This window comes from Alteromonas genovensis, assembly GCF_010500895.1.
Taxonomy (GTDB): domain Bacteria; phylum Pseudomonadota; class Gammaproteobacteria; order Enterobacterales; family Alteromonadaceae; genus Alteromonas; species Alteromonas genovensis.
This window is the reverse complement of record NZ_JAAAWO010000002.1, coordinates 442584-466881: the sequence shown is the minus strand read 5'-3', so window position 1 is coordinate 466881 and position 24298 is coordinate 442584. Positions and strand designations below refer to the sequence as shown.

The following is a 24298-nucleotide window of genomic DNA, read 5'->3' as shown; positions in this document are numbered from 1 at the left end:
TTATTCTGTCTCCACAATCATAGCTGCGCCTAAACCACCGGCTGCGCATGCTGTAAGAAGGCCACTTCCGCCTCCACGACGATTTAGCTCATTAAGCATCTGCGTAATCATACGAGTTCCCGTAGCAGCAAATGGATGGCCGTAAGCAATCGAGCTGCCCATTACATTAAACTTGTCCATATCAATTTCGCCCGTGGCTTTGCTTCGCCCTAGCTTTTCTTTGGCAAATTTATCGCTTGCAAACATTTTTACATTGGCAAGTGTTTGCGCAGCAAATGCTTCGTGCATCTCTATTAAGGTAAGGTCGTTTAGCGTCATGCCGGCTCTATCTAACGCAATGGGTGTAGCATAAGAAGGTCCCATTAACATGTCTTCCCACACATCAATAGCAGAAAATGCATAGCTCTTGATGTAGCCAAGTGGAGTATATCCTAGCTCTTTAGCACGACTTTCTGTCATCATGATAACGGCAGATGCACCGTCGGTAAGGGGCGTGGCGTTAGCCGCAGTCACAGAGCCGTATTTCTTATCAAAAACAGGGCGTAGTTTGGCGTAACTTTCTAACTTTGAGTCGAAACGCACGTTATTGTCGCGCTCAAGAGCACCTTTATAAGGTTCGGCATAAGCAGTCATTACTTCACTTGATAACTTGCCTTCCTCCCAACTTTGCGCTGCAAAGCTGTGCGAGCGGTGAGCCAATTTATCTTGCTCTTCACGGCTAATACCATGAGACTTCGCCATTTGCTCTGCGGTTTGTCCCATTGACAGTCCCGATGAATACTCTGCAACTGCAGGCGGTACAGGGGCTAAATCTTTAAGACCAAGGCGCTTGAAAATATTCAGCTTCTGACCAAGAGTTTTCGTTTTTTGCAAATCAACCAACGCTCTGGCTAAATTCTTAGACACACCAATAGGAGATACAGACGTAGAGTCGGCGCCACCTGCAATACCAACCTGAACGTGTCCCGCCATCATGCTCTCGGCAATATTAACCGTAGACTGAAAGCTTGTGGCACACGCTCGTGAGACGCTGTACGCATCGGTATGCACATTCATGCCAGTGCCCAATACAATTTCACGAGCAATGTTTGGCGCTTCAGGCATTTGCACTACTTGCCCATAGACAACCTGATCCACCCACTCTTTTTGAATTCCGTGGCGAACAAGAAGTTCGTTCACGACCATCTTGCCTAGGTCTACAGCGGGAACGCCGTGAAAATATGTCGCCATCTTTGCGAAAGGAGTACGTAACCCCGCGACAATAGCGATACGATCACCCTCTCGGGTTGTAACTGATTGTTTTGTGGACATAATGCACCTAAATTAGTGACCCTCAGCAAGTGCTATCGACACCTGAACCAAGTGGTCTGACCTGTAATAACATCGATTTTTACAAACTATGAACAAAATAGCAAATAATGCGAAGAGAATAACGGTTATCAAGCAAAGAATATGGGCAGACTACCTTTTAACTAGATTAGGCGTGTAGATCGTGTTTCTTATCAGCCTCACCAGAATTTCTTCGCAATTTAATATGGCATTTCTCATTTTCATCCACATAAGTGACTTGAAGTAATGCAAAATGAACCTTATATGAGAAACACAGTCTGTTTTGTGTCATTGTTTAGGTAAGTCTAGGTGATGACCTCAGAAACTACGCTTTTTTTGTGCAAAGTGGTCGACATTTCCTCACAAGCGTCACGGGCACTTCCTGATAACTAGAATTTAATTGGAAAAATGGCAATATGGCAGCAGAGCAATTTAAACAATTACATGCTTACCTTGATCAACAAATTATCGGTCAACATGCATTAACAAAAAGTATTTTAATAGCGCTACTCGCCGATGGACACCTTCTTGTGGAGGGACCGCCAGGCCTTGCTAAAACCCGTGCTATTAATGCCCTGGCCAATGGTGTGGATGGTGACTTTCATCGAGTTCAGTTTACACCGGATTTGTTGCCTGCTGATTTAACGGGAACAGACATTTATCGCCCTGAAACAGGAGAGTTTGTTTTTCAGAAAGGCCCCCTTTTCCACAGTTTAGTACTTGCCGATGAGATTAACCGAGCGCCTGCTAAAGTGCAGTCTGCGTTATTAGAAGCCATGGCAGAGCGCCAGATAACGGTAGGTAGTAAAACTTACCCTTTGCCTCCTCTATTTTTAGTGATGGCAACGCAGAATCCGCTAGAACAGGAAGGAACCTACCCACTCCCTGAAGCACAACTCGACAGGTTTTTAATGCATGTTGATATTGACTATCCCGATGCAGATACTGAATTAGAGATTTTACGACTTACTCGAGGAGAGGCGCTATCGCAACCGCCGGTGACACCGCCAACACTGAGTCAAGACGATATCTTCACGTCTCGTAAAGAGGCGCTATCCCTTTACATGGCACCTGAATTAGAAAATTACCTCGTGCAACTTATCATGGCTACGCGCAAACCTGGGCTTTTCGACGACAGCCTTGCTCAGTGGATTGCTATGGGAACGAGTCCACGAGCTACTATCGGACTAGACCGCTGTGCTCGCGCCCACGCCTGGCTTAGCGGCCGTGACTTTGTTGGGCCTGATGATATTCAAGCCGTTGTTCACAATGTACTGAGACACCGAATTATTTTGTCTTATCAGGCAGAGGCCGAAGGCGTTACTGTCAATGATGTACTGGATAAAATAGTCGCTACCGTTGCTGTACCCTAAGCCATGTCAAACATTCACTCGCAATTAGAGAAGTTAAAAAGCGATGGGGTAAATCTGACGACAGCAGAGTTACTGCGCTATCAGCAGCTGGCAAAACTGATGAACTTAACTCCCAAAAAGGTGCCACAAGCTCGCTTAAGCGGGAGCTACCTCACCAAGCATAAAGGTAGAGGCATGGAATTCGATGAGGCACGCCACTACCAGCCTGGTGATGATATTCGAGCCATCGACTGGCGCGTAACTGCGAGAACCGGAAAAACTCACACTAAAATTTATAGAGAAGAAAGAGAACGTCCTGTTTTTATTTTCTGCGACTACCTTCCTTCCATGGGGTTTGGTACAAAACTACTGACAAAGGCCGTTCAAGCAGCGCATATTTCTTCGCTAATAAGTTGGTCTGCCGCCGCCCGAGGAGACAAAGTAGGCGCCTTAGTTTTTAATCAAAATAGTCACAAAGAAGTAAAACCATTAAGTAGAAAAAAAGCCGTACTTCACGTTTGCCATGAGCTAATAGCATTAAGCCAGGGTACTCATGAGGAGCAGCCGAATACTGCTCGCGACCAAGTTGCTTTTTCTGACGCTTGCGCTAGAGCAAGGCGTTTGGCTAAGCCTGGTAGTTTGGTTTACTTAGTTTCTGATTTTCAAAACATGAGCACCTCGGCACAACAGCATTTAACGCACCTCACGCGTCATTGCGAAGTGAGAGCTATCGTTGTTGACGATCCTTTCGAACACAAATTGCCAGAAACCAACGCGCTGCAAAGCGTCAACGTGTCTGATGGCGTTGTGAATCAGCGTTGGGTACTTGGCGATAGCAAGGAAACGCTCAGCTACAGTGAATGGCGCGAAGAACAAAACACAGCCATTACGCAAACGCTTAAGCAAATGGGCATTGCACGCTTTCACGTCTCTAGCGCCTATCCATTAGATGAGCAACTTCAAAGTATGCAAAGAGAGAAAGTGTAATGGCGTTACAAGCATCACCAGAACAAGATCCACTTTTGCAACTACGAGACATTAAAACACCTACGGGCGTTGATTGGTGGCCACTCGATTGGGGATGGTGGCTTTTAATGCTATTGAGTGTGGTTGTATTGATTGCCCTCATTGTTTTCATAAAACGTCGAATTGCATTCAACAGACCTCGCAAGGAAGCATTAAAGGCATTAGGGACAATATCAGAGCATGCCGATGATTGGCCTGTTCAGTTAAATACATTATTGAAGCGAACCGCCCTTTCCTACTTTCCTAAAGAACGCATCAGTAGCCTGCATACTCAGCAGTGGCGAGATTTTCTGTTAGCTTCGTGCCCTAAAAACGCGCAAGCCCTTAATGAAGGCTTGACTACGTTACATGCGAACCTTTATCGAAATAGTGCACAGCATACTGATTTTGCTGTCTCCCATGATGCTGTAAAAATGTGGATTAAAAACGCAACATTTCTAAGGCAAAATCGTATTCCGTCGTTTTTAGAGGCAACATCATAATGCTGGATTTCAATTGGTGGTGGGCATTTCTTGCGCTGCCTTTGCCCTTGATAGTGAGGTTTCTAGTACCTAAGGCGTCAGAACCTTCGTTGGCTGCTCTTCGAGTGCCTAGACTGCGTCCCGAGCAACATAATGAAGACCGAACGGTTAAAAAGAGTAAGGTCGCGCTGGCGTCAGCAACGCTTATATGGCTAGCGTTAGTCACGGCTGCCGCTCAACCCCAGTGGCTAGGTGAGCCCGTCAGCATTCCAAATGAAGGCAGAGAAATGATGCTTGCGGTTGATTTATCCGGCAGCATGAAAATAGACGATATGCAGTTAAATGGCCGGCAGGTTAATCGGCTAACAATGACAAAGTCTGTGGTGTACGATTTTATTCAACGCCGGGTGGGTGACAGGTTAGGACTAATTCTATTTGCTGATACAGCGTATGTTCAGGCGCCCCTCACGTACGATAGAGAAACCGTATCTACACTTCTCAGTGAAGCCGTTATCGGGTTAGTCGGTGAACAGACTGCTATTGGCGATGCAATAGGCCTAGCGGTAAAACGGTTTGATGCAAAAGATGAATCAAATAACGTGCTCATTCTTCTCACTGATGGTCAAAACACAGCAGGTAACATCACACCAGAACAAGCAAAGGAACTGGCAATTAATAAAGGCGTAAAAATATACACGATTGGTGTAGGCGCTGACAAAATGCTCATTCAAAGCTTTTTCGGCAGCCGACAAATAAATCCTTCCCAAGAGCTAGACGAGACGATGCTTTCAGATATTGCTAGCTCTACTGGCGGGCAGTATTTTCGCGCTCGCAATGCTGAAGAACTCAATTCCATTTATCAACAGCTCGATACTCTTGAGCCTATCGAAGGTGAAACTCGCAAAATGCGCCCGCTTACGGCATTGTTTTACTACCCGTTAGCCTTCGCTTTATTAGGCTCAGTGTTATGGATAATAGTTGCATTTTTAAAGTCGCTGTTTGGTGGTATGAGCTTAAAAAACACCGATAAAGAAAGCGTGGAGAAGCAGGCGTGATCAACACTGACTTTTTAAACAACTTTCACTTTATTCGACCTGAGTGGTTTTACAGTGCAATCCCGTTGTTAGTGCTTTATGTGTGGCTAAGAACTCGCTCTACGAAGTATTCGGGCTGGCAATCGGTTATTCCCGCCCACCTCTATAACCATATGGTTGTGGGCAAAGTAGAAAAAGGAAAACGCCCACCACTTTGGTTACTTCCATTCACATGGTGTATTGCCGTTGTAGCGCTTGCAGGTCCAACATGGGAACGCCTTCCCCAACCGGTTTATCAGCTTAAAATGGGGCACGTGGTAGTTATTGACATGTCGATGTCAATGCGAGCAACGGATATGACACCGGACAGGCTCACTCGCGCCAAATACAAGGCCATCGATTTAGTCAACACGATCTCTGAGGGCGAAATGGGGTTGGTGGCCTATGCAGGCGACGCCTTCGTTATAAGCCCTTTAACCGAAGATGCCGCGAACATTACTAGTCTACTTCCCAGTTTATCCCCAGAGATCATGCCCGTACCTGGTAGCGATCCACTTCTTGGCATAGAAGCGGCCGTCGAGCTGTTAACCAATGCCGGCTTTAACAACGGGGCAATTTACTGGATAACAGATGGTATTGAGTTTGGTCAGCAGCAAGAGCTTCAAGAATATGTGAGCGGCATTCCATTTACAGTGAACGCACTGACGTTGGGTAGTGCTGAAGGCGCACCAATTCGACAGCTAAATGGCGAGCTTCTTAAAGATACATCAGGCAGTATCGTTATTCCTAAGCTAAAAGAGGACGTGGTTCGTGGCGTTATAAAAGCAAGCGGCGGCCAGCTTGAATCCTTTACCTCAAATGATGACGATATTGAAGCGCTAAGCGCTACCTCATTGTTAGAGCGAGATACCAACGACAGTAGCGAAGGAGAAAGCAATCCAAGTGGCGACCAGTGGAAAGAGGTAGGTCCATACTTGGTATTACTCATCTTGCCTTTTGCCGCTTTTGCATTTCGCCGAGGCTTACTCTTTTTTGTCGTCGTTAGCGTGCTAGCCCCTTTTGATAGCCAATTAGCATACGCACAGACATCTGCAGAGCAGCCAGCCCAAACTAACACCGCATCTGATGCGCCCCTATCGTGGTGGCAAACTCCATTTTTAAATGCAGACCAAGAAGGCCTGAATAGCTACCAGCAAGAGCAATTTAGAGATGCTGCAGAGCAGTTTGAAAACAAAAACTGGAAAGCATCGTCACTCTATAAAGCTGGCCGATTTGAGGAGGCATTAGCTGCCTATCAAGACGTCCCTGGCATTGACAGTCTGTACAATCAAGGCAATGCCCTTGCCAAGCTCGGTAAACTTGAGGCGGCTATTGAAAAGTACAACGAGGTGTTAGAGCGCCAGCCAGACTTTGAGGACGCCAAAGCTAACAAGACATTGCTTGAAGAGCTGATTAGTCAGCAGCAGGAACAAGAGAAACAAAATCAAGAGCAGCAGAATCAAAAGAGCGATCAACAAGAAGGGGAGCAGTCTCACGATAGCCAGCCCCAAGAAAATCAGTCAGAGCAAGGTCAGGAGCAAGGGGAACAATCCAAGGACTCTGAAAACAAGAACAGTTCTGACAATGAAAACAGTGCTGAACAGCAAAGCTCAGAGCAAAATCAAAGCTCAGAACAGAATCAAAGTTTAGAGCAATCTGAGCAGCAAGACAGGCAACAGCAATCAGATGAGCAAACCGATAGCAAAGAATCTACAGAGACCGGTGAGCAAAATGAAAACGTTGGTGAACCTGAAGAAGAATCACCAGATTCATCTAGTGGTTTTCAAGCTCAACAAGAACCGCTAACGGATGCAGAAAAAGAAGAAATGCAACGCATGGAAAACCTAATGCGAAGAGTACCTGATGACCCTGCATTTTTGCTAAAAAGAAAAATGCAGCTAGAGGCTGAGAAACGCAAAAGGCAGCGAATGCCATCAAACCGGAGAGATTGGTAGATGAAAGCTTTATTTAAATCTACAGTATTAACGTTAATTTGTACTTTTTTCGTCAGTTTTCATGTGCAGGCTGATATTGAGTCAGTTGAAGCCACTATCGATCGCAACCCGGTGATGTTAGACGAAGCTATAAGACTCACAGTTACGGCAAATGGCAGCGCCGATCGGGATGCATTCGACAGCTCATCATTGCTAAAGGACTTTGTAGTGGGGCGAACGTCGGTGAGCAGTCAAACCTCTATAGTGAATTTTGATGCGAAGCGCACCACCACCTGGACTACTACCCTGTTTCCTCGAAAGGAAGGGACATTTACCATTCCGTCTTTGCGCATAGAAGATAAAACCACAACACCCATTGAAGTTTCAGTGATCCCAGTACAGGAGCAAACAAACGTAGCAAGGGACTATTTCGTTACCACTGATATAGACAAGAACGAGGCGTACCTCAATCAGCAATTACTCTACACCGTAAAACTCCATCTCTCTAGCAATATTGAAAGAGGCAGTTTGCAAGCGCCTGAAATGGAAAATGCAGAAATAAGACAACTAGGCGACGACAAGCAGTACGCCGATATTTTAAATGGAAGACGTTATCAAATTATTGAGCGGCAATTTGCTGTGGTGCCGCAAGCTTCTGGAGAATTCACCCTACGAGGCCCTGTATTTACCGGTGAGGTGATGGCGGCAAATACTAATCAACGGTTTGGCTTTTTTAATCGCACGCAACAAATTAACCGTGTAGGGCCAGATATTGTAGTTAATATTAACCCTATTCCTCGTGATATTGATTACCCCTGGCTACCTTCTGAAATGGTGAGAATTGATGAAGAATGGCCGCAAGGTGATAACTTTGTTGTTGGCGAGCCCGTTACGCGAATTGTCACTCTCACAGCCCTCGGTGTCGTTGAAGAGCAATTGCCTGAAATACCGGAATTCTATCCGCCTACGTTCAAGCTATACCCAGATCAATCAAACACGACTACAGTTGAAAAAAATCAAAACCTAATTGCTCAGCGACAGAGTTCGCTGGCTATTATTCCAACGGAGCCAGGCAAAATGGTTTTGCCGGAGGTCACTATTCCTTGGTTCAATACGCTTACTGAGCAAACAGAGTATGCGACTATTCCGCCCCGCTCAATTAATGTGCTCGCGGCCTCTGGGCAAACCAATAGTGCCCCGCCCCAAGCATCGCCAGAAAATGAAACGCCCTCTGTGGCCCAAGCGCCTTCAAATGCCGCTTCTGACATTAAGGCAAATGAGCCTAAGGTTGCAGAATCAAGCGATACAACAACACTCTGGCTGCTCATTAGCGTGCTGGCATTGGGTTGGTTAGTTACCCTTGTTGTTTTGGTACTGTTTATTAAGAGAAGTCGTCAAGGCTCTCAAATGAGTGAGAATAGAAGACGCCTGTCTACGTCAGGCGTATTGAAACATCAACACAATTCTAGCGTTGAAAAGAAGGCGTATAAAACCCTTATTAGCATATTGAAAGCAAAAGATATTTCACAAATTGATAGTGCGTTACAAGTATGGCTTCGCGCCTTAAATGGCAATGAGAGTGGGCGTCCAATGCCAGAAGACTCGAGCGACACTGTAGCGATTAGAAGGCCTCTGGATAAATTACAACAAGCGCGTTTTTCAAAGTCTAATGATGGTAAAAGCACAGACAGTATTAATCAAATTCTGTCTGAACTGATGTCAGAAGTTGAGGCGGCAAGAAAAGCGCATTTTATGCACGCTAAAAGTAAAGGGGCTACACTTTCTAAGCTTTACCCTACATCGTCAGTAAACAGTGTAAGCGAGTAAATCGTGCCACTCACTAGCGCTAGTTAATAGCGCCAGTGAGTGAATACAGTAAATTTGCGAAAAACATCAATTAGTAAAGACGACAGAAGATAACAAAACAATAAAAATAGCCGCACCAACAATAGTGCGACCAACCAATACCGGGAGATAACATGAAAACGTCACTCTTTTCACTAACACCAGTTGCGTTAGCACTTTTAACGCTAACGGCGTGCTCACCTGCCAATGAAACACCTCAACCCAAAGCGCCGGATGTAAAATCACAGAGCGAGTCAGGGCAAACGGAATCCCAACGTCTTGCTACTTTTTTTGAGAACTCATTTGAAGATGACCTTAAACGCTCACCACTCTTTCAAAGCTACTTAGGAAAAAAGTGGGACTATGACAAGTGGGATGACATTAGCGAAGACGAGAAAGACGCGCGTATTGCTATAGCAAAGAACAGGCTTAAGACACTAGAAAATTTCGACACGCTAAAACTGAGTGACCAAGAAAATTTAAGCTTGCGTTTATACAAGCTTGGTATTGAGAGAGACTTGGCCAATGACGAGTTTCGCCATCATAGGTATATTGTCCATCAATTCAGAGCGGCTCATACCCAAGTCCCAAGCTTCCTAATTAACATTCATAGTGTGAAGAGCAAAGAAGATGCAGTGGCGTATATCGGCCGACTAAATAATGTAAGTACCTACTTTGATCAAGTTATCGACCAAATGAAGATAAGAGAGAAAGTAGGCGTATTTCCGCCAAAATGGGCTTATGACCAAATGGTGGATGCCTCTGAAAATGTGATAAAGGGCGCGCCATTTGATGACTCAGACACACCTTCAACATTATTGAACGACTTCCAAAACAAAGTGAATGCATTGGACATTGGTGAAAGTGAAAAGACAACGCTGCTCACAGACGCTAAAAGCGCACTTACGGCTTCAGTAAAACCAGCCTATACCCGCTTTATCAATGAGCTTGAGCATCAAAAAACATTATCACCTGAAGGCGATGGCGTATGGCGTTTGCCTGATGGCGATAAGTGGTACCAAAACCGTCTAAACTGGTTCACTACCACCGACCTTACTGCACAAGAAGTGCATGACATAGGTTTAGAAAATGTACAACGTATTCACAACGCCATGCGCGGCATTATGAAAGAAGTAGGATTTGAAGGCACGCTGCAAGAGTTTTTCGTATTTATGCGCGAAGACGACCAGTTCTACCTTCCTTCTACTCCCGAGGGCAGACAGCAATATCTAGACGATGCTAAGCAAGCTATCGATGATATGAGAGAGATGATCCCTGAATATTTTGGAATACTTCCCGAAGCGCCAATGATAGTAAAACGCGTTGAGGCGTTTAGAGAGCAGTCGGCGGGGAAAGCTTTCTATCAGAGCCCGGCACAAGATGGCAGTAGACCAGGCATTTACTATGCTAACCTATACGACATGAAAGCGATGCCAACTTACCAGCTAGAGGCTTTGGCATATCATGAAGGCATTCCAGGCCATCATATGCAGCGTACCATTGCTCAAGAGCTCGACGGTATTCCGCAGTTCCAAAAGTTCTTAAGCTTTACCGCTTACACCGAGGGCTGGGGACTCTACACTGAAGAACTTGCTAAAGATATGGGATTTTATGAAGACCCCTATTCTGACTTTGGTAGATTAGCTATGGAGCTGTGGCGTGCTTGTCGTCTTGTCGTAGACACCGGCATTCATGCTAAAAAGTGGTCTCGCGAAAAAGCCGTTAATTACTTAGTAGAAAATACGCCGAACCCAGAATATGATGCACAAAAGGCTATTGAACGCTATATTGCGATGCCTGGGCAGGCTACAGCGTACATGATTGGAAAGTTAAAAATTATGGAGCTGCGCGAAAAAGCGATGAACGAGCTCGGCGACAACTTCGATTGGAAAGGTTTTCATGATGAAGTATTAAAGTATGGACCGGTCCCGCTTTCAATGCTTGAGGAAAACATCGATAGCTGGATAGCAACCCAAAGCGCTATGTAAACGTTCTGTATTTTCCAAATAGAGTTCTAAGAAGCGCCGTCGCTTAAAAGCATGGCGCTTTTTTTTGCTCAAAAGATGCCTTTTAGATTTCTTTGAGTCGGTATTTGGTGTGAGACGTTAAAAAAATTAACCCTTTTTGGAATTTATTTTATGTTTGCTCGAAATAAAATCGATAACACTCAGGTCTTATCGAGTATGAAAGCAAAGCATCAAAGATATGAAGCCTTAGTGAAAGCATTTCACGCCGATATTTTTCGTTATGCCTACTGGTTAGTCAAAGACAAAAGTGTGGCGGAAGACATTGTTCAAGAAACATTCCTACGGGCATGGCGTTCTCTCGACGCCTTGAATGACGAAAAAGCCGCCAAAGGTTGGTTAATCACTATATTGCGCCGTGAAAATGCCCGCCGCTTCGAACGAAAACAATTAGAGCTCGTAGATATCGATGATGTTTTCATTCACGACGACACTCAGCAAGCTGAAGGCGATATTAAAGAACGAGAGCTGCATAGGTTACTCGGTACCTTAAGCATTGAATATAGAGAGCCGCTTATTCTGCAGCTGTTATTTGGTTTTAGCGGTGAAGAAATAGCGACTCAGTTAGATCTCAACAAAAACACAGTAATGACACGGCTTTTTCGGGCTCGAAATCAGTTAAAAGAGGCGCTGGAGAAACAGAATCAACATAGAGGTCAAGCTAATGGATGAATTAGAATTTAGACGTAGAATTTACGCTGATCCTAATACAACTGACAGCGATTTAGTCGCTGCTGCAAATGCAGATGAGAAAAAGCGCGCTTTTTGGCAGGAACAAAAAGTATTGGACAGTAAGCTTAAGCAAACTTTTAAAGTTGATGTACCAGAAGATTTAGCGAGTAAACTTATTTGGCAGCAGTCGGCGGATGAATTTAGCCGCTACAAGAAAAGAAGTCGCTGGTATGTTGCGATAGCCGCATCTGTCGCATTTGCTGTGGGGATTAGTTTTACTATGCTTCAGCAGCAGTCCATTAGTTTGGGCGACCATGCGCTGGCTCATATGCAATATGCTGATGTAGAGGAATCTCACTCCCTATTACCCGTTGATTTAAATATGGTAAACGCGAAACTGGCGAGCTTTGGCGCTAGCTTCGACACCATGATTGATGGGGTAGAGGTTGCCAACTACTGCCACCTCAGCACCGTACAAAGCCTGCACCTTATTGTCGATACACCGCAGGGTAAAATGTCAGTTTTTGTGGTGCCAAGTCGTGACAATTTTAAAGTGCCAAGCGAATTCGAAGATGACTCCTTTCACGGCGAGAGCTTTAAAATGCAACAGGCCAATATAATAGTCGTGGGCAACAAAGGCAGCGACCTATCAACTATGAAAGACGCGGTGGCCAATAGAATTCAATTTTCTGCTTAAGAAAACATAAAAAGTGTATAGCTTTTCAACCGCTTATAGCTTTTCTATCCACTTACGCTAATTTGCTGTCAACGTCGTCGACTTGGTGGCAAACATAGCAATATATTCATTCTAAAAATTTAAGGTGCAACCAAGCGCTGTAAACTCTATACTTTAGACTAATTAGACAGTGTCGCATATAGGCTACAAGTAGTAGCTAAGTAAGCGTGCAAAATTACCTATTGAGACAAGTTCAATTCGTCCTAAGCAGTATAGAGTTAAGAACAGTAAGTGAGCCGTAGATCAAAAAAGCGCGCTGGTAGCATTAAAGGCACAGCAGTAACGTCATTATGTCATTTTGCAAATAAGCTAATGCTTAAGTGCGTACTTATGCTTTTGATAACGTCCCCTTCCCTAGCCTCTGGCAATGATGTCAGCATGAAAAATCAGGTAGATGCTTATGCAAATCTGGCACATGCTGTTCTTTATGAGTGGAACTACCCTTCTGAACTTACTAATAAAGACATTGCAAAACAGCTACAGCAAAGCGGTATTCAGTCTGATAATTCGGAAATAGCCGTTGTATTTCGCCATATCATGGCACTATCAAATGTAGAACACCAAGGTTTGCCTCAAGTTCCTATAACAGTTAAACGGCCGCTATTAGAGAAAAATTGGCTTAAGTTAAAATCGATAGACCTAAGAACCTATGTTTACTTAAAAGCTTATTATTTTTATGTAAAAGGGGTGAGCGACTACAAAGGCTCCCTCAAACGTTTAAGTACAACTATTCCGTCGCTCTACAACCTCAAGCAAGAAATACTTCAATCAGGCGATAAGCGAGCGGTCGCGATGGCAAGTATGTGGTTAGCTGAGGAGTATTCTACATCATCTCCCATACGTTCCATCAACGAAATGGAATACGCAATCCCCTTTCTCGCCGTTCCTAAAAATAGCAACAAACTTGAAAAAGAATTCAACCTTTATGACGCACATAGGTTACTTTCGGAAAGCTATCTCGATTTAAATTTACCTAGCAAGGCTGTGGAGCATGCCAAAGAATATATCTACCTAAAAAAGCAGCATAGTACTTTGGACACTGTTGACTTTTTGTTAGCAATTACTGCTCTTAACCGACTTAGTCGTTTTGCTGAGGCTTTAGCCTTAATTGAAGACGCAAAAAAATACATGCCCTCTGTACAAGATTTCAAAAGTATTTATGTAGATCTATTGCTTATGAGTATCTACAGCTCTCGTCTAGCTGAGGGCGACACACAAAAGATAACAGAGTTAGCCAATAGAATTTTGAGTTCAGCTATTGACATGCCTGCTTACCTCACTGACGCAAAGCCTATCGCTAAGGCCATGTACATTGCGGTTAACGGAAGCGATTCCCAATTTGATGCTGCAATTCGCGAATACGAGAAGGCGTTTGAAAAAAAGTTTAACGCTGTACCGTACAAGAAGACTGCAATACTGGCGAAATTTCAAGCGCTAAAGCATATATACGCAGTGAGAGGCGACAGTGAAAAAGCTTTTGCAAACCAAAATAAGTACAGCTCTGCGCTAGTGAATTACCACACAGAGCGCTTCCAGCTCAATGACAACGCAAAATTAAGCATGCTCTCGCGGGACGTTGAACTTGCAGAGTATAGGCAAAAAGAACTTGAAGCATTGCAGCGTGAGACCTCGGGACTTGCTGGCGAAACAGAGAATTTGCGCACTGCAGTATTTGCCCTTATAGCCATTATCTGTTCAATTTTAACTACATGGCTATGGATAGCAAAAAGGAAAAGCGACACTAAGGCAGATACCGACTCACTCACTGGCGCCTTAACTCGCCGTGCCATGCTAAGACAATTAAAATCCTTACTCAGGAAACACCCTACATCGTGTATTGCCCTTATTGATATCGACCATTTCAAACGCATTAACGACAAATACGGTCATGCTGTAGGTGATGAGGTATTAAATACCTTTAGTCAAACCATTCTAAAACGTATCCGCAAATCCGACTTGCTTTGCCGCTATGGTGGCGAAGAGTTTTTAATCTACTTTGAGAATTCCAGTGAACAAGAAGTGAAAAGCGTGCTCAATGAGTTAAATGACGCATTTTCTCGTGTCGCCCACTGGAAACACACAGACAAGGCGTTTACCGTTTCGTTTTCAAGTGGTGTAGTGGCGCTGAATGGCTCGGTTAACTCAGAGTCTGTGATTAAAACATGCGACGACCTTTTGTATAAAGCTAAAAACAGCGGTCGCTCTCGCGTTGAGTCTGCAACACTCGCCCTTGCCTAAAGCATAATCATCTGCGACTCATTTACTTAAGCTCATTTACTTAAGCTCATTTACTAAGCTCATAGTGTTGTCTCGTATCCTGTCTTTTCGCTACAAAATCGGGTGTCGGCTTTCATCATCATCACATCAATCTACGATTCACTGCTCAGAAAGTAACCGGTGAGTACCTACTTACGTGGAGACTCCTAAATATTGGTGATAGCATGGAAGAAAAATCATAGGGAACATATATGGCTACTGGTACGATTATTTCGTTGGGTTTGTATTTTGTTGTAATGTTGGGTATCGGTCTTTTTGCTTACCGGCAAACAGATACCAATGTTGAAGGGTATATGCTTGGTGGTCGACAGTTGGGTCCCGCGGTAACCGCTTTATCTGCTGGTGCATCTGACATGAGTGGCTGGATGCTAATGGGTCTTCCGGGTGCAATGTATGTCTCAGGGCTTTCTGCAGGCTGGATAGCTGTTGGTTTGACCCTTGGCGCACTTGCCAATTATTTACTTGTTGCTCCTCGACTTCGTATTTACACCGAAGTTGCAAATAACTCTATTACTATTCCAGACTATTTTGAAAATCGCTTTGCTGATAACTCTCGTCTTCTCAGAGTTATTGCGTCTGTCGTGATTGTTGTCTTCTTTACCCTTTACACCTCTTCTGGCGTTGTAGCCGGCGGGAAATTATTTGAAACATCATTTGGACTAAGCTATGAAACTGGCTTGTATGTCACTGCAGGGGTTGTCGTTGCCTACACGTTGGTAGGCGGGTTCATGGCCGTAAGTATGACCGACTTTGTGCAAGGCTGTATCATGTTTGTGTCGCTCATCATGGTGCCAGCAGTGGTCATCAGTGAATTAGGCGGTATTGGTGCGTCTATCGACGCATTAGATAACATTAACCCTGCCCTTTTTGATGCATTTATGGATGCCTCTACTAACCAAACGATTACCTTTATTGGCATTGTCTCATTAATGTCATGGGGATTAGGGTATTTTGGACAGCCTCATATCATTGTCCGTTTCATGGCTATACGCTCTGTAAAAGATATTCCAGCGGCTCGAAACATCGGTATGAGTTGGATGATAGTGTCTATCATCGGCGCATTAATGACAGGCTTGTTTGGGTTAGCCTATATCACAGGCAATGGTAACGAGATTGATCCTGAAACCGTCTTTATCTACCTTTCACAAATTCTCTTTCACCCGTTAATTGGGGGCTTTTTGCTTGCGGCTATTTTAGCGGCCATCATGAGTACAATTTCATCACAGCTGTTGGTAACGTCTAGCTCATTAACTAGCGACTTCTATCAAGCCTTTTTACGCAAAGATGCTTCTGATAGAGAGCTAGTTGTTGCTGGTCGCCTTAGCGTAGTTGCGGTCGCGTTAGTGTCAATATTCTTAGCCTACGACAGAGACAGCACCATACTGACATTGGTGAGTAATGCGTGGGCTGGATTTGGCGCCGCATTTGGCCCGCTAGTCCTGTTTAGCCTGTTCAAGCGTGAGATGACTCGTCGCGCAGCCCTAGGCGGCATGATTGTAGGCGCGGTAACGGTGTTATTGTGGATTTACCTTCCTGTCACCATTAATGGTCAGGCTTTAGGTGCTTGGATGTACGAGATTGTGCCTGGGTTTGTGCTTTCAAGCTTAACCATAATGATACTCAGCAAATCAGGTAAGCCCCGTGAAGGTGTAACCGAGACATTCGATGAATTTCAAAAGCAGTTCAATGCAAGATAATCGATAATGCTCTGACTTTTAAAAAGCCTCAAACTGCAAAAACAGTTTGGGGCTTTTTTACTTTCTGGAGAGCGAAAATAGCGCTTATGCCTAAATTGTATAGCAATTATTTTTTAAAGCATAAGAAAGCTATTTTAAATAGCAAAATGGCATACTACTTTTAAAATTAAATATGTTATCTTTCTATGCAGAAAAACAACCCGCATATAACTTTTTTTTATATAACATAAATCGGACTTCAAAATGACTGCAAGTATCCCGTCTATAACGCATCTGAAACAACTCGAAGCCGAGAGTATCCAAATTTTCCGAGAAGTTGCTGCTGAGTTTGACAACCCAGTAATGCTTTACTCGGTAGGAAAAGACTCTTCGGTACTGCTTCATTTAGCACGTAAAGCCTTTGCACCGGGTAAAATTCCATTCCCACTTCTTCACGTTGACACAACGTGGAAGTTTCAAGAAATGATTAAATTTCGTGATGAGCAAGCCGAAAAGCACGGCTTCGATTTACTAGTGCATATTAATGAAGAAGGTGTTGAGCATGGCGTAGGTCCATTTTCACACGGTTCAGCTAAGCACACTGACATCATGAAAACACAGTCTCTTAAGCAGGCGCTCAACAAGTATCAATTTGATGCAGCGTTTGGTGGAGCCCGTCGCGACGAAGAAAAGTCTCGTGCAAAAGAGCGTGTTTACTCATTCCGCGACAGCAACCATCGCTGGGATCCAAAAAACCAACGCCCAGAATTGTGGAACATTTATAATTCACAGGTAAACAAAGGCGAAAGTATTCGTGTATTTCCAATGTCTAACTGGACAGAACTAGATATCTGGCAATATATCTACCTTGAAAACATCGATATTCCACAGTTGTACCTGTCTAAGCCGCGTCCTGTAGTAGAACGTGACGGCGTACTAATAATGGTAGATGACGATCGCATGCCGTTAGAAGAAGGCGAAGTACCAGAAATGCGTTCTGTTCGCTTCCGTACGCTAGGTTGTTATCCATTGACCGGTGCTGTTGAGTCAACAGCGGCAACCCTACCTGAAGTTATTCAAGAAATGCTGCTTACCAAAACCTCAGAGCGACAGGGTCGAGTTATTGATCACGATAGCTCTGGGTCTATGGAGAAGAAAAAGATGGAAGGGTACTTCTAATGGCCACCGACAATGTTGTTTGGCATAAACATGAAGTGAACAAAGTTACACGCTCTGAAAAATTGAATCAGCGTCCACGAGTGTTTTGGTTAACGGGGCTAAGTGGCTCTGGCAAATCTACACTGGCTAACTTGCTTGAGAAAAAGCTTCACGAAAAGCAAAAGCATACCTATTTGCTTGATGGCGATAACGTGCGCCACGGATTATGTGGCGATTTAGGCTTTAGCGATAAAGACAGAGTTGAAAATATTCGTCGCATCAGCGAAGTGGCAAAATTATTTGTAGACTCGGGCACCATTGTGTTAACTGCATTTATTTCGCCATTTAAAGCAGACCGTGACTACTGTCGCAGTTTGCTTGAAGGTACAGAGTTTGTAGAAGTTTTCGTTGATACTCCCCTTGAGGTTTGCGAGCAGCGCGACCCTAAAGGCTTATACAAGAAGGCTCGCAGCGGCGAAATCAAAGATTTTACCGGCATCGACTCTACCTACGAAGCACCGGATTCGCCAGAAGTACACTTAACGTATCAGGAAGAACCTGCAGAGCAAACCGCTGAACGGTTATACACTTTGCTCCACGAAAAAGGATTAGTGTAAATGACACTGCCAATTAATTCTTTAGCACAAACTGTGCTGCGCATTGCCAAAGAGGCAGGCGATAAAATAATGGCGATTTATGAAAATGATTTTGCCATTTATGAAAAGCAAGACACCAGCCCCCTAACGGAAGCTGACTTAGCCGCTCATAACGTGATTGTTGATGCACTTACCGCAGAATCTGACTTACCTATTCTTTCTGAAGAATCGGCTGATATCTCGTGGGACGAGCGTAAGCAATGGCAGTCATATTGGCTGGTTGACCCTCTTGACGGCACAAAAGAGTTCATCAAGAAAAATGGTGAATTTACGGTAAACATTGCCCTGATTGAAAATGGTAAACCAACCATGGGGATTGTTTACGCACCTGCATTAAATAAAAGCTACGTAGGTATTGTAGGTGAAGGTGCTTGGACTGAAATAAACGGTGAGTTTGCACCTATTTCGGCGACAAAGCACAGTGATAACGACGTTTGGAAAATCGTTGGAAGCCGCTCTCATCAAAGCCCTGAAATTCAGAATCTGTTAGCACAACTTGACGGTGAAACTGAGTTAGTGGCCATGGGTAGCTCATTGAAACTCTGTTTAGTGGCTGAGGGTGAAGCGCATCTTTATCCACGCTTAGGCCCGACCTCAGAATGGGATACAGGAGCAGCACATGCCGTGGCGATTGCAGCTGGCGCGAAAGTGACTGTCCTTGATCCGGCTAATCCTTTAGATTCCAATGCAGAAGATCTTACCTACAATCAGAAAGAATCTGTGTTAAACCCCTTTTTCCTTGTGAGCGCATAACATGAACAACGAAAACGAATTATTAAGACAAGACATCCTGTCTTACCTAGAACAACATGAAGAGAAAGACATGCTACGTTTCCTAACTTGCGGAAGCGTAGATGACGGTAAAAGTACATTGATTGGTCGTCTTCTTCACGATTCAAAAATGATCTATGAAGATCAGCTAGCTGCTATTACTAAAGACAGCAAAAAATCAGGTACTACAGGCGAAAAAGTAGACCTTGCGTTATTAGTAGACGGTCTTCAATCTGAGCGCGAACAAGGTATTACTATTGATGTAGCATACCGCTACTTCTCTACCGACAAGCGTAAGTTCATCATTTCAGATACGCCAGGACATGAGCAATATACTCGCAACATGGTAACTGGCGCGTCAACTTGTGACCTTGCCATCATTCTTGTAGATGCTCGCGGTGGTGTAAAAGTACAAACTAAACGCCATTCTTTCCTTGTGTCTTTATTGGGTATTAAGCACGTTATTGTTGCTATTAACAAAATGGACTTGATGGATTACTCACAAGAAGTGTACGAGCAAATTCAGGCAGATTACCTTAAGTTTGCCGAACAGCTTGATATTCCTGATATTCAATTTGTACCGTTATCGGCCCTTGAAGGCGACAACGTAGTGAGTATCAGTGAAAACACACCGTGGTTTGACGGTATTCCACTGATGGAAATGCTAGAGAATATCGAAATTGGTGAAGATGATAATCACGATGATTTCAGATTCCCGGTTCAATATGTTAACCGCCCCAACCTAGACTTCCGCGGATTCGCCGGCACAGTAGTTTCAGGCCAGGTAGCACCGGGTGACGAAATTACCGCATTGCCTTCAGGCAAAACGTCAAAAGTGAAGCAAGTGGTCACCTTCGAAGGCGATCAAGAAAAGGCTTATGTTCCACAAGCCGTTACGCTAACCCTTGAAGACGAAATTGACATCTCCCGTGGTGATATGATTGTGAAGTCGGATAATCTGCCTTTGCTGTCTACACAGTTCAAGACACACCTTGTGTGGATGTCAGAAGAACCGTTAATGCCAAACAAACAGTATTTGTTTAAGTTTGCGACCAAATCAACGCCTGGCGTTGTAGCGCATATCGATAATCAAATTGATGTGAACACACTTGAAGAAACTGATGCTATGCACCTTAACCTTAATGAGATTGGTGTGGTAGACGTTAAATTTACCCAGCCTATTGCCTGTGACCCTTACAAGCGCAATCGTCCAACGGGATCGTTTATCGTTATTGATCGTCTCACAAATGGCACCGTGGGTGCGGGTATGGTAATTGATGCCATTTCAGGTGATGCACAGCACACTTCTCCAAACTTCTCTGAGTTTGAATTAGAATTCAATGAACTCGTGCGCAAGCATTTCCCTCATTGGAACGCTGTGGATATTTCCAAGCTATAAGCAGGACTGGACATATATGGATGTTACCCAGTTCATCGTACTGGCCATTTTTGCCAGTACGATTTTAGCGCTGATTTTTACCAATCAGCGCCCTGCCACCGTATTTTCAGGTGCGGTGTTAGGCTTACTGGTTACGCAGCAATTATCGCTAGATGACATTCTATCGAATTTAACGAACAAGGGCTTAATCACCCTTATTTTGTTACTTTTGGTCAGTAGTGCCATCGATAAAACTGCACTTATTAAACGGTTGGGTAGAAAGCTCGTTACAGCTGACTTCACCCACTCGTACTGGCGATTATTTTCGCTCACCTTTATTTCATCAGCACTGTTAAATAACACGGCTATTGTGGCCAGTCTCATTGGCCCGATAAAGCAAAACCAACATCACCCAGCTTCAAGATTACTCATCCCGCTGTCTTACGCTGCTATTTTAGGCGGAACGGTTACCCTCATCGGTACCTCTACCAATTTGATAGTAGACAGCTTTTTGCAAGAGCACGGTCACCCTGGTTTCAACTTCTTTGACTTTACCTTGTATGGCACAGTGGCAGGATTAAGTTGTGGCTTACTAATGTTTGTATTGCTGCCACTTTTGCCAAATATCAGTAACAAAGACAGCAACTACTTTGAGTACATGGTAGAGGCCGACGTAGAAGCTGGCTCTGAACTCATAGGCAAAACCGTTGAACAGAACCACCTGCGAAACTTACCCGAATTGTTTTTAGTCGAAATCGTTCGAAATAAAAACCTAATATCACCTGTTGGCCCTGACCTGGTTATTCTCGAACACGACAAGCTCATATTTTCCGGAAATGTGCAGAAGTTAGAAAACTTAAGCCACATTAAAGGATTAAGTATGTTTGCAGAAACAGACGGTGTATTACGGGAAAGCCTCACTGAAGTGGTTGTTTCTAACCGCGCTCAAATTATTGGCCAAACTATCAAAGAATTGGGCTTTAGAGCGCTATTTGATGCGGCAGTTGTGGCTATACGCAGAGACGGTGAACAGCTTTCAGGAAAGCTTGGAGAGATAAAATTAAAATCGGGTGATTTTTTACTGCTCGCTACTGGCCCTGATTTTGCGACTCGGCAGAACTTAAGTAAAAACTTTTTCATACTTTCAGAACAGAAGATAGCGCGGCCGCTAACGAACAAGCAAGAGTGGATAACCTTAGGCGGCTTTTTAACCACCGTCGCCCTTGCTGCATCAAATATTATTCACTTAGCTATTGGTCTCTTATTTTTAGCGGCAGTGTTAGTGTTTATGAAAGTGACGTCTAACGGTGAAATGAAGCGCAATCTCCCCCTCAATTTGATTGTTGTCATAGTAGGTGCGTTGAGTTTGGCTACCGCACTAGAAACCTCTGGCGTGATTGCAGTTACTACAGAGACGCTGTTGCCGGTGTTATCAAGTACTGATTGGTTTATTGCATTGATTGCGATTTATCTCATCACGCTTCTACTCACCGAGCTTGTCACCAACAATGCGGCAGCGGCGTTAATGTTTCCATTTGCTTATGGCTTGGTTGAGATTATAGGTGCACCACTTATGCCCTTTGCTCTCGCCGTCGCCTTTGCGGCAAGTGCGAGTTTCATATCTCCCTTTGGCTACCAAACTAACTTATTGGTTTATAATGCCGCGAACTACCGTTTTTCTCATTTTATAAAAATTGGGTTGCCCATATCTTTGGTTTATAGCGCCATTGTATTGTGCCTGCTAAACATCACCTATTTTTGATTACAGCATCGCGCCTTATTCAAAACAAGGTTGAAAGTACGGTTAGAAGCTCCGTTGAAATCACGATTAAATATAGGGTGAAACGTACGGCTAGGCATACAATTTTACAAAAAAGGAAGCGAAGGCTTTCTTTTTTTGTTGCATAGAATTTTAAAAGTAAACCTGTACCCCGGCTCTTTGATCAAGAGTTCGTAAACAGGAGCGTGTTGCCCAAGGGCTTGCTGCCCTGCTAATCACTTACAAATCGTCACTCACAAATAACCACTTACAAATAATACCTAATTTGTGCCCACTTTCCCTGTACTTAAATTCACCAACTCAGTAATCTGTACGCGTTTAATTAATTTGCTATAAACTTTTAAAGCGGTCGATAGGCCAACATACCAATAAAAATAACTAAATTTTTTCAGGGAGTTAGAATGCACACAGTGTCAAACCCGTTTCAAGCGTGTAACGATATATTTTTCAAACCCAAGGGGGTGTTCAAAGCCGTTGGCGAGAATAACAACTGGAGCTGGATGCCGTTTTTTATGGTCATGGGCGTTACCTTAGTCCTTCAATATCTTTATGTGAATTTTGTCGATATTGAATGGTTCGCGAATTTAAATATTGCCGCCCAGGGCGACATGAGCCCTGCTGAAGAAGATCAAATGCGTGCTTTTTTCACAAGAACAAGCCTAATGTGGTCCCAACTGATTGGGGCATTTTTTATACTTACCATCGTCAATGCGATTTATGCTCTATACCTTAATCTTGCTACTCGTTCAGACGACAGTCACATTTTTGGGTTTACTGACTGGTATGGCTTTTCGTGGTGGGTTGCGATGCCCTATGTTGTAACGGGTTTAATTGGCGTTGCCTTACTGCTTTTCGCAAGCGATCATCAGATATCTCCAGCGACACTCGCTCCCACTTCTCTTAGCTTTATGCTGAGTATTCCTATGGATTCAGAGTGGTATGCCTTTGCTCAAGCAATTAGACTAGAGCTATTTTGGGGAATTTATCTTGCAATGGTAGGCATTGCTCAATGGACATCGTTTTCCAGGCAAAAAGCCGCCATTGTCGCCGCTGCACCATACCTCGTTATTTATTCAATATGGCTTGTTGCAATCCTTGCATTCTAATCTGCTCATTAAGGGCCGGTAACTGCTGGCCCTGCCGTTTTCTATGAGTCGTGCCAGTAAACAGGCATTTTACATTACGTATAGCGTTGAAATTTCATTACTGGCTATGGCTCCATAGCGGTAGCTGTATTGTTTGTTTAGCCCCCTTTCTAGCCGGCCTAAAATACTCTTCATTATCGTAAAAACTGTCAGACTGCGGGTGATGCCATCCTGGCACGCCAAGTAAAGGAATAGGTTTTAATATAGGTGCTTGCTGAAAGTCATCTAATTGGGTGATTCGCTTAACCAAGGCATTATCCAACTCACTTCGTTGTTGCCATTGACTCAACTGACTAAAGCCCTCTGGAACTGGCACCGCCAACCATTTGCCCGTTAATCCAATAAAAGGGTTTAGCATCATTTCTAAATTGGCGTGGCCAAAAATATAGGGCGTGACATCTCCCGCCCACTTGTTGCGCTGTTTTATAAACACTTCATGCCAGTTGTGCGTAGCTAGTGACGTTAAGAACGTCTCTAAATCGGCCGTGTTATTGTCTTTGGGGGTTTCCACTGCCAGTACTACACCACATTCATCGAAATGAGTAATGCGATTACGTCTCGCCGTACGGGGACTAATTCCAAACTTATTTATATCGTTCACATGCAGCGTATTTAACAAGCCTTTCGTGTTAGGAAACTGTATCCAGATAAGTGCGTTGAACAAGTCGTGCCAACTATTCTCCCGTGTAGGGACACGGTTATCTTCGCCAATGATAGTTTCGTAATATCGCGATTCATCCTCGCCAAACTCGCTTTGCGCTACAAAGTGAGGCCCCTGCCAATTGGAATGAAAGTTTTGCGTTAATGCATTTAACTGCTCCGTTGAAGGAAACTCACTGAGGTCTATCAAGTTCATTTCTGTCAAAAGGCGAGTAACACTTAACGAGGCATATTGGGATAAATACGTTTTACTAAAAGGAATATCTGTTGATTGCATAACACCTATTGGTTCGTTTTGTGGATTTCTCTATACTGGGGTCTATTGTAGAGCAAACTAAGACGGTT

Annotated in this window: 19 protein-coding genes; 17 read left to right on the top strand and 2 right to left on the bottom strand. The window is 44.0% G+C overall.

All coding sequences use genetic code 11. The features are described 5' to 3' along the window. A complete protein-coding gene (fadI, locus tag GTQ48_RS04805) occupies positions 1-1311 on the bottom strand; it encodes an acetyl-CoA C-acyltransferase FadI (protein ID WP_032094529.1) in 1311 nt (436 codons plus the stop codon). Between the two features lie 434 nt (positions 1312-1745). On the opposite strand from fadI, the gene GTQ48_RS04800 reads away from it, so the two are divergent. The 17 genes from GTQ48_RS04800 (at position 1746) to GTQ48_RS04720 (ending at position 23254) form a co-directional block, all read left to right on the top strand. Then, the gene (locus GTQ48_RS04800) at positions 1746-2702 is read left to right on the top strand and encodes an AAA family ATPase (protein ID WP_163105389.1); all 957 of its coding nucleotides are present in this window, start codon (positions 1746-1748) and stop codon (positions 2700-2702) included. A 3-nt stretch (positions 2703-2705) separates the two neighbouring features. Continuing rightward, positions 2706-3668, top strand: coding sequence for a DUF58 domain-containing protein (locus tag GTQ48_RS04795; RefSeq protein WP_163105388.1), 963 nt, complete (start codon positions 2706-2708; stop codon positions 3666-3668). Beyond that, positions 3668-4189 (top strand): DUF4381 domain-containing protein, encoded by a 522-nt coding sequence (locus GTQ48_RS04790; RefSeq protein WP_163105387.1) that lies wholly within the window; start codon positions 3668-3670, stop codon positions 4187-4189. The genes GTQ48_RS04795 and GTQ48_RS04790 overlap by 1 nt, the downstream gene beginning before the upstream one ends. Continuing rightward, positions 4189-5223 carry a vWA domain-containing protein gene (locus GTQ48_RS04785; RefSeq protein ID WP_163105386.1) on the top strand — a complete coding sequence of 345 codons (1035 nt, stop codon included), beginning with the start codon at positions 4189-4191 and terminating at the stop codon, positions 5221-5223. Before GTQ48_RS04790 ends, GTQ48_RS04785 begins: the two co-directional genes overlap by 1 nt. Next, on the top strand, positions 5220-7196 hold the full coding sequence (locus tag GTQ48_RS04780) for a vWA domain-containing protein (protein ID WP_338023282.1): 1977 nt from the start codon (positions 5220-5222) through the stop codon (positions 7194-7196). The genes GTQ48_RS04785 and GTQ48_RS04780 overlap by 4 nt, the downstream gene beginning before the upstream one ends. After that, entirely contained in the window at positions 7197-9002 is a 1806-nt protein-coding gene (locus GTQ48_RS04775) for a BatD family protein (protein WP_163105385.1), read from the top strand. Between the two features lie 152 nt (positions 9003-9154). Next, the gene (locus GTQ48_RS04770) at positions 9155-11008 is read left to right on the top strand and encodes a DUF885 domain-containing protein (RefSeq protein WP_163105384.1); all 1854 of its coding nucleotides are present in this window, start codon (positions 9155-9157) and stop codon (positions 11006-11008) included. Positions 11009-11158: 150 nt separating this feature from the next. Next, the gene (locus tag GTQ48_RS04765) at positions 11159-11716 is read left to right on the top strand and encodes a sigma-70 family RNA polymerase sigma factor (protein WP_163105383.1); all 558 of its coding nucleotides are present in this window, start codon (positions 11159-11161) and stop codon (positions 11714-11716) included. After that, positions 11709-12413 (top strand): DUF3379 family protein, encoded by a 705-nt coding sequence (locus GTQ48_RS04760; protein ID WP_163105382.1) that lies wholly within the window; start codon positions 11709-11711, stop codon positions 12411-12413. Before GTQ48_RS04765 ends, GTQ48_RS04760 begins: the two co-directional genes overlap by 8 nt. 270 nt (positions 12414-12683) lie before the next feature. Next, positions 12684-14690 (top strand): diguanylate cyclase, encoded by a 2007-nt coding sequence (locus GTQ48_RS17875; protein WP_163105381.1) that lies wholly within the window; start codon positions 12684-12686, stop codon positions 14688-14690. 230 nt (positions 14691-14920) lie between these two features. Beyond that, positions 14921-16426 carry a sodium/proline symporter PutP gene (gene putP, locus GTQ48_RS04750; RefSeq protein WP_163105380.1) on the top strand — a complete coding sequence of 502 codons (1506 nt, stop codon included), beginning with the start codon at positions 14921-14923 and terminating at the stop codon, positions 16424-16426. A 243-nt stretch (positions 16427-16669) separates the two neighbouring features. Further along, positions 16670-17584: a sulfate adenylyltransferase subunit CysD gene (gene cysD / locus GTQ48_RS04745; protein WP_032094520.1), complete on the top strand. Its 915-nt coding sequence runs from the start codon at positions 16670-16672 to the stop codon at positions 17582-17584. Then, a complete protein-coding gene (gene cysC / locus GTQ48_RS04740) occupies positions 17584-18180 on the top strand; it encodes an adenylyl-sulfate kinase (RefSeq protein ID WP_163105379.1) in 597 nt (198 codons plus the stop codon). The genes cysD and cysC overlap by 1 nt, the downstream gene beginning before the upstream one ends. Beyond that, positions 18181-18972 (top strand): 3'(2'),5'-bisphosphate nucleotidase CysQ, encoded by a 792-nt coding sequence (gene cysQ, locus GTQ48_RS04735; protein ID WP_163105378.1) that lies wholly within the window; start codon positions 18181-18183, stop codon positions 18970-18972. Between the two features lies 1 nt (position 18973). Beyond that, entirely contained in the window at positions 18974-20389 is a 1416-nt protein-coding gene (cysN, locus tag GTQ48_RS04730; protein WP_163105377.1) for a sulfate adenylyltransferase subunit CysN, read from the top strand. A 16-nt stretch (positions 20390-20405) separates the two neighbouring features. Next, a complete protein-coding gene (locus tag GTQ48_RS04725; RefSeq protein WP_163105461.1) occupies positions 20406-22130 on the top strand; it encodes an SLC13 family permease in 1725 nt (574 codons plus the stop codon). A 419-nt stretch (positions 22131-22549) separates the two neighbouring features. Then, a complete protein-coding gene (locus GTQ48_RS04720) occupies positions 22550-23254 on the top strand; it encodes a YIP1 family protein (protein ID WP_163105376.1) in 705 nt (234 codons plus the stop codon). Positions 23255-23351: 97 nt separating this feature from the next. Here the strand turns inward: GTQ48_RS04720 and GTQ48_RS04715 are convergent, their stop codons facing one another. Next, on the bottom strand, positions 23352-24230 hold the full coding sequence (locus GTQ48_RS04715; RefSeq protein ID WP_163105375.1) for a DUF3025 domain-containing protein: 879 nt from the start codon (positions 24228-24230) through the stop codon (positions 23352-23354). Positions 24231-24298 lie beyond the last annotated feature (68 nt).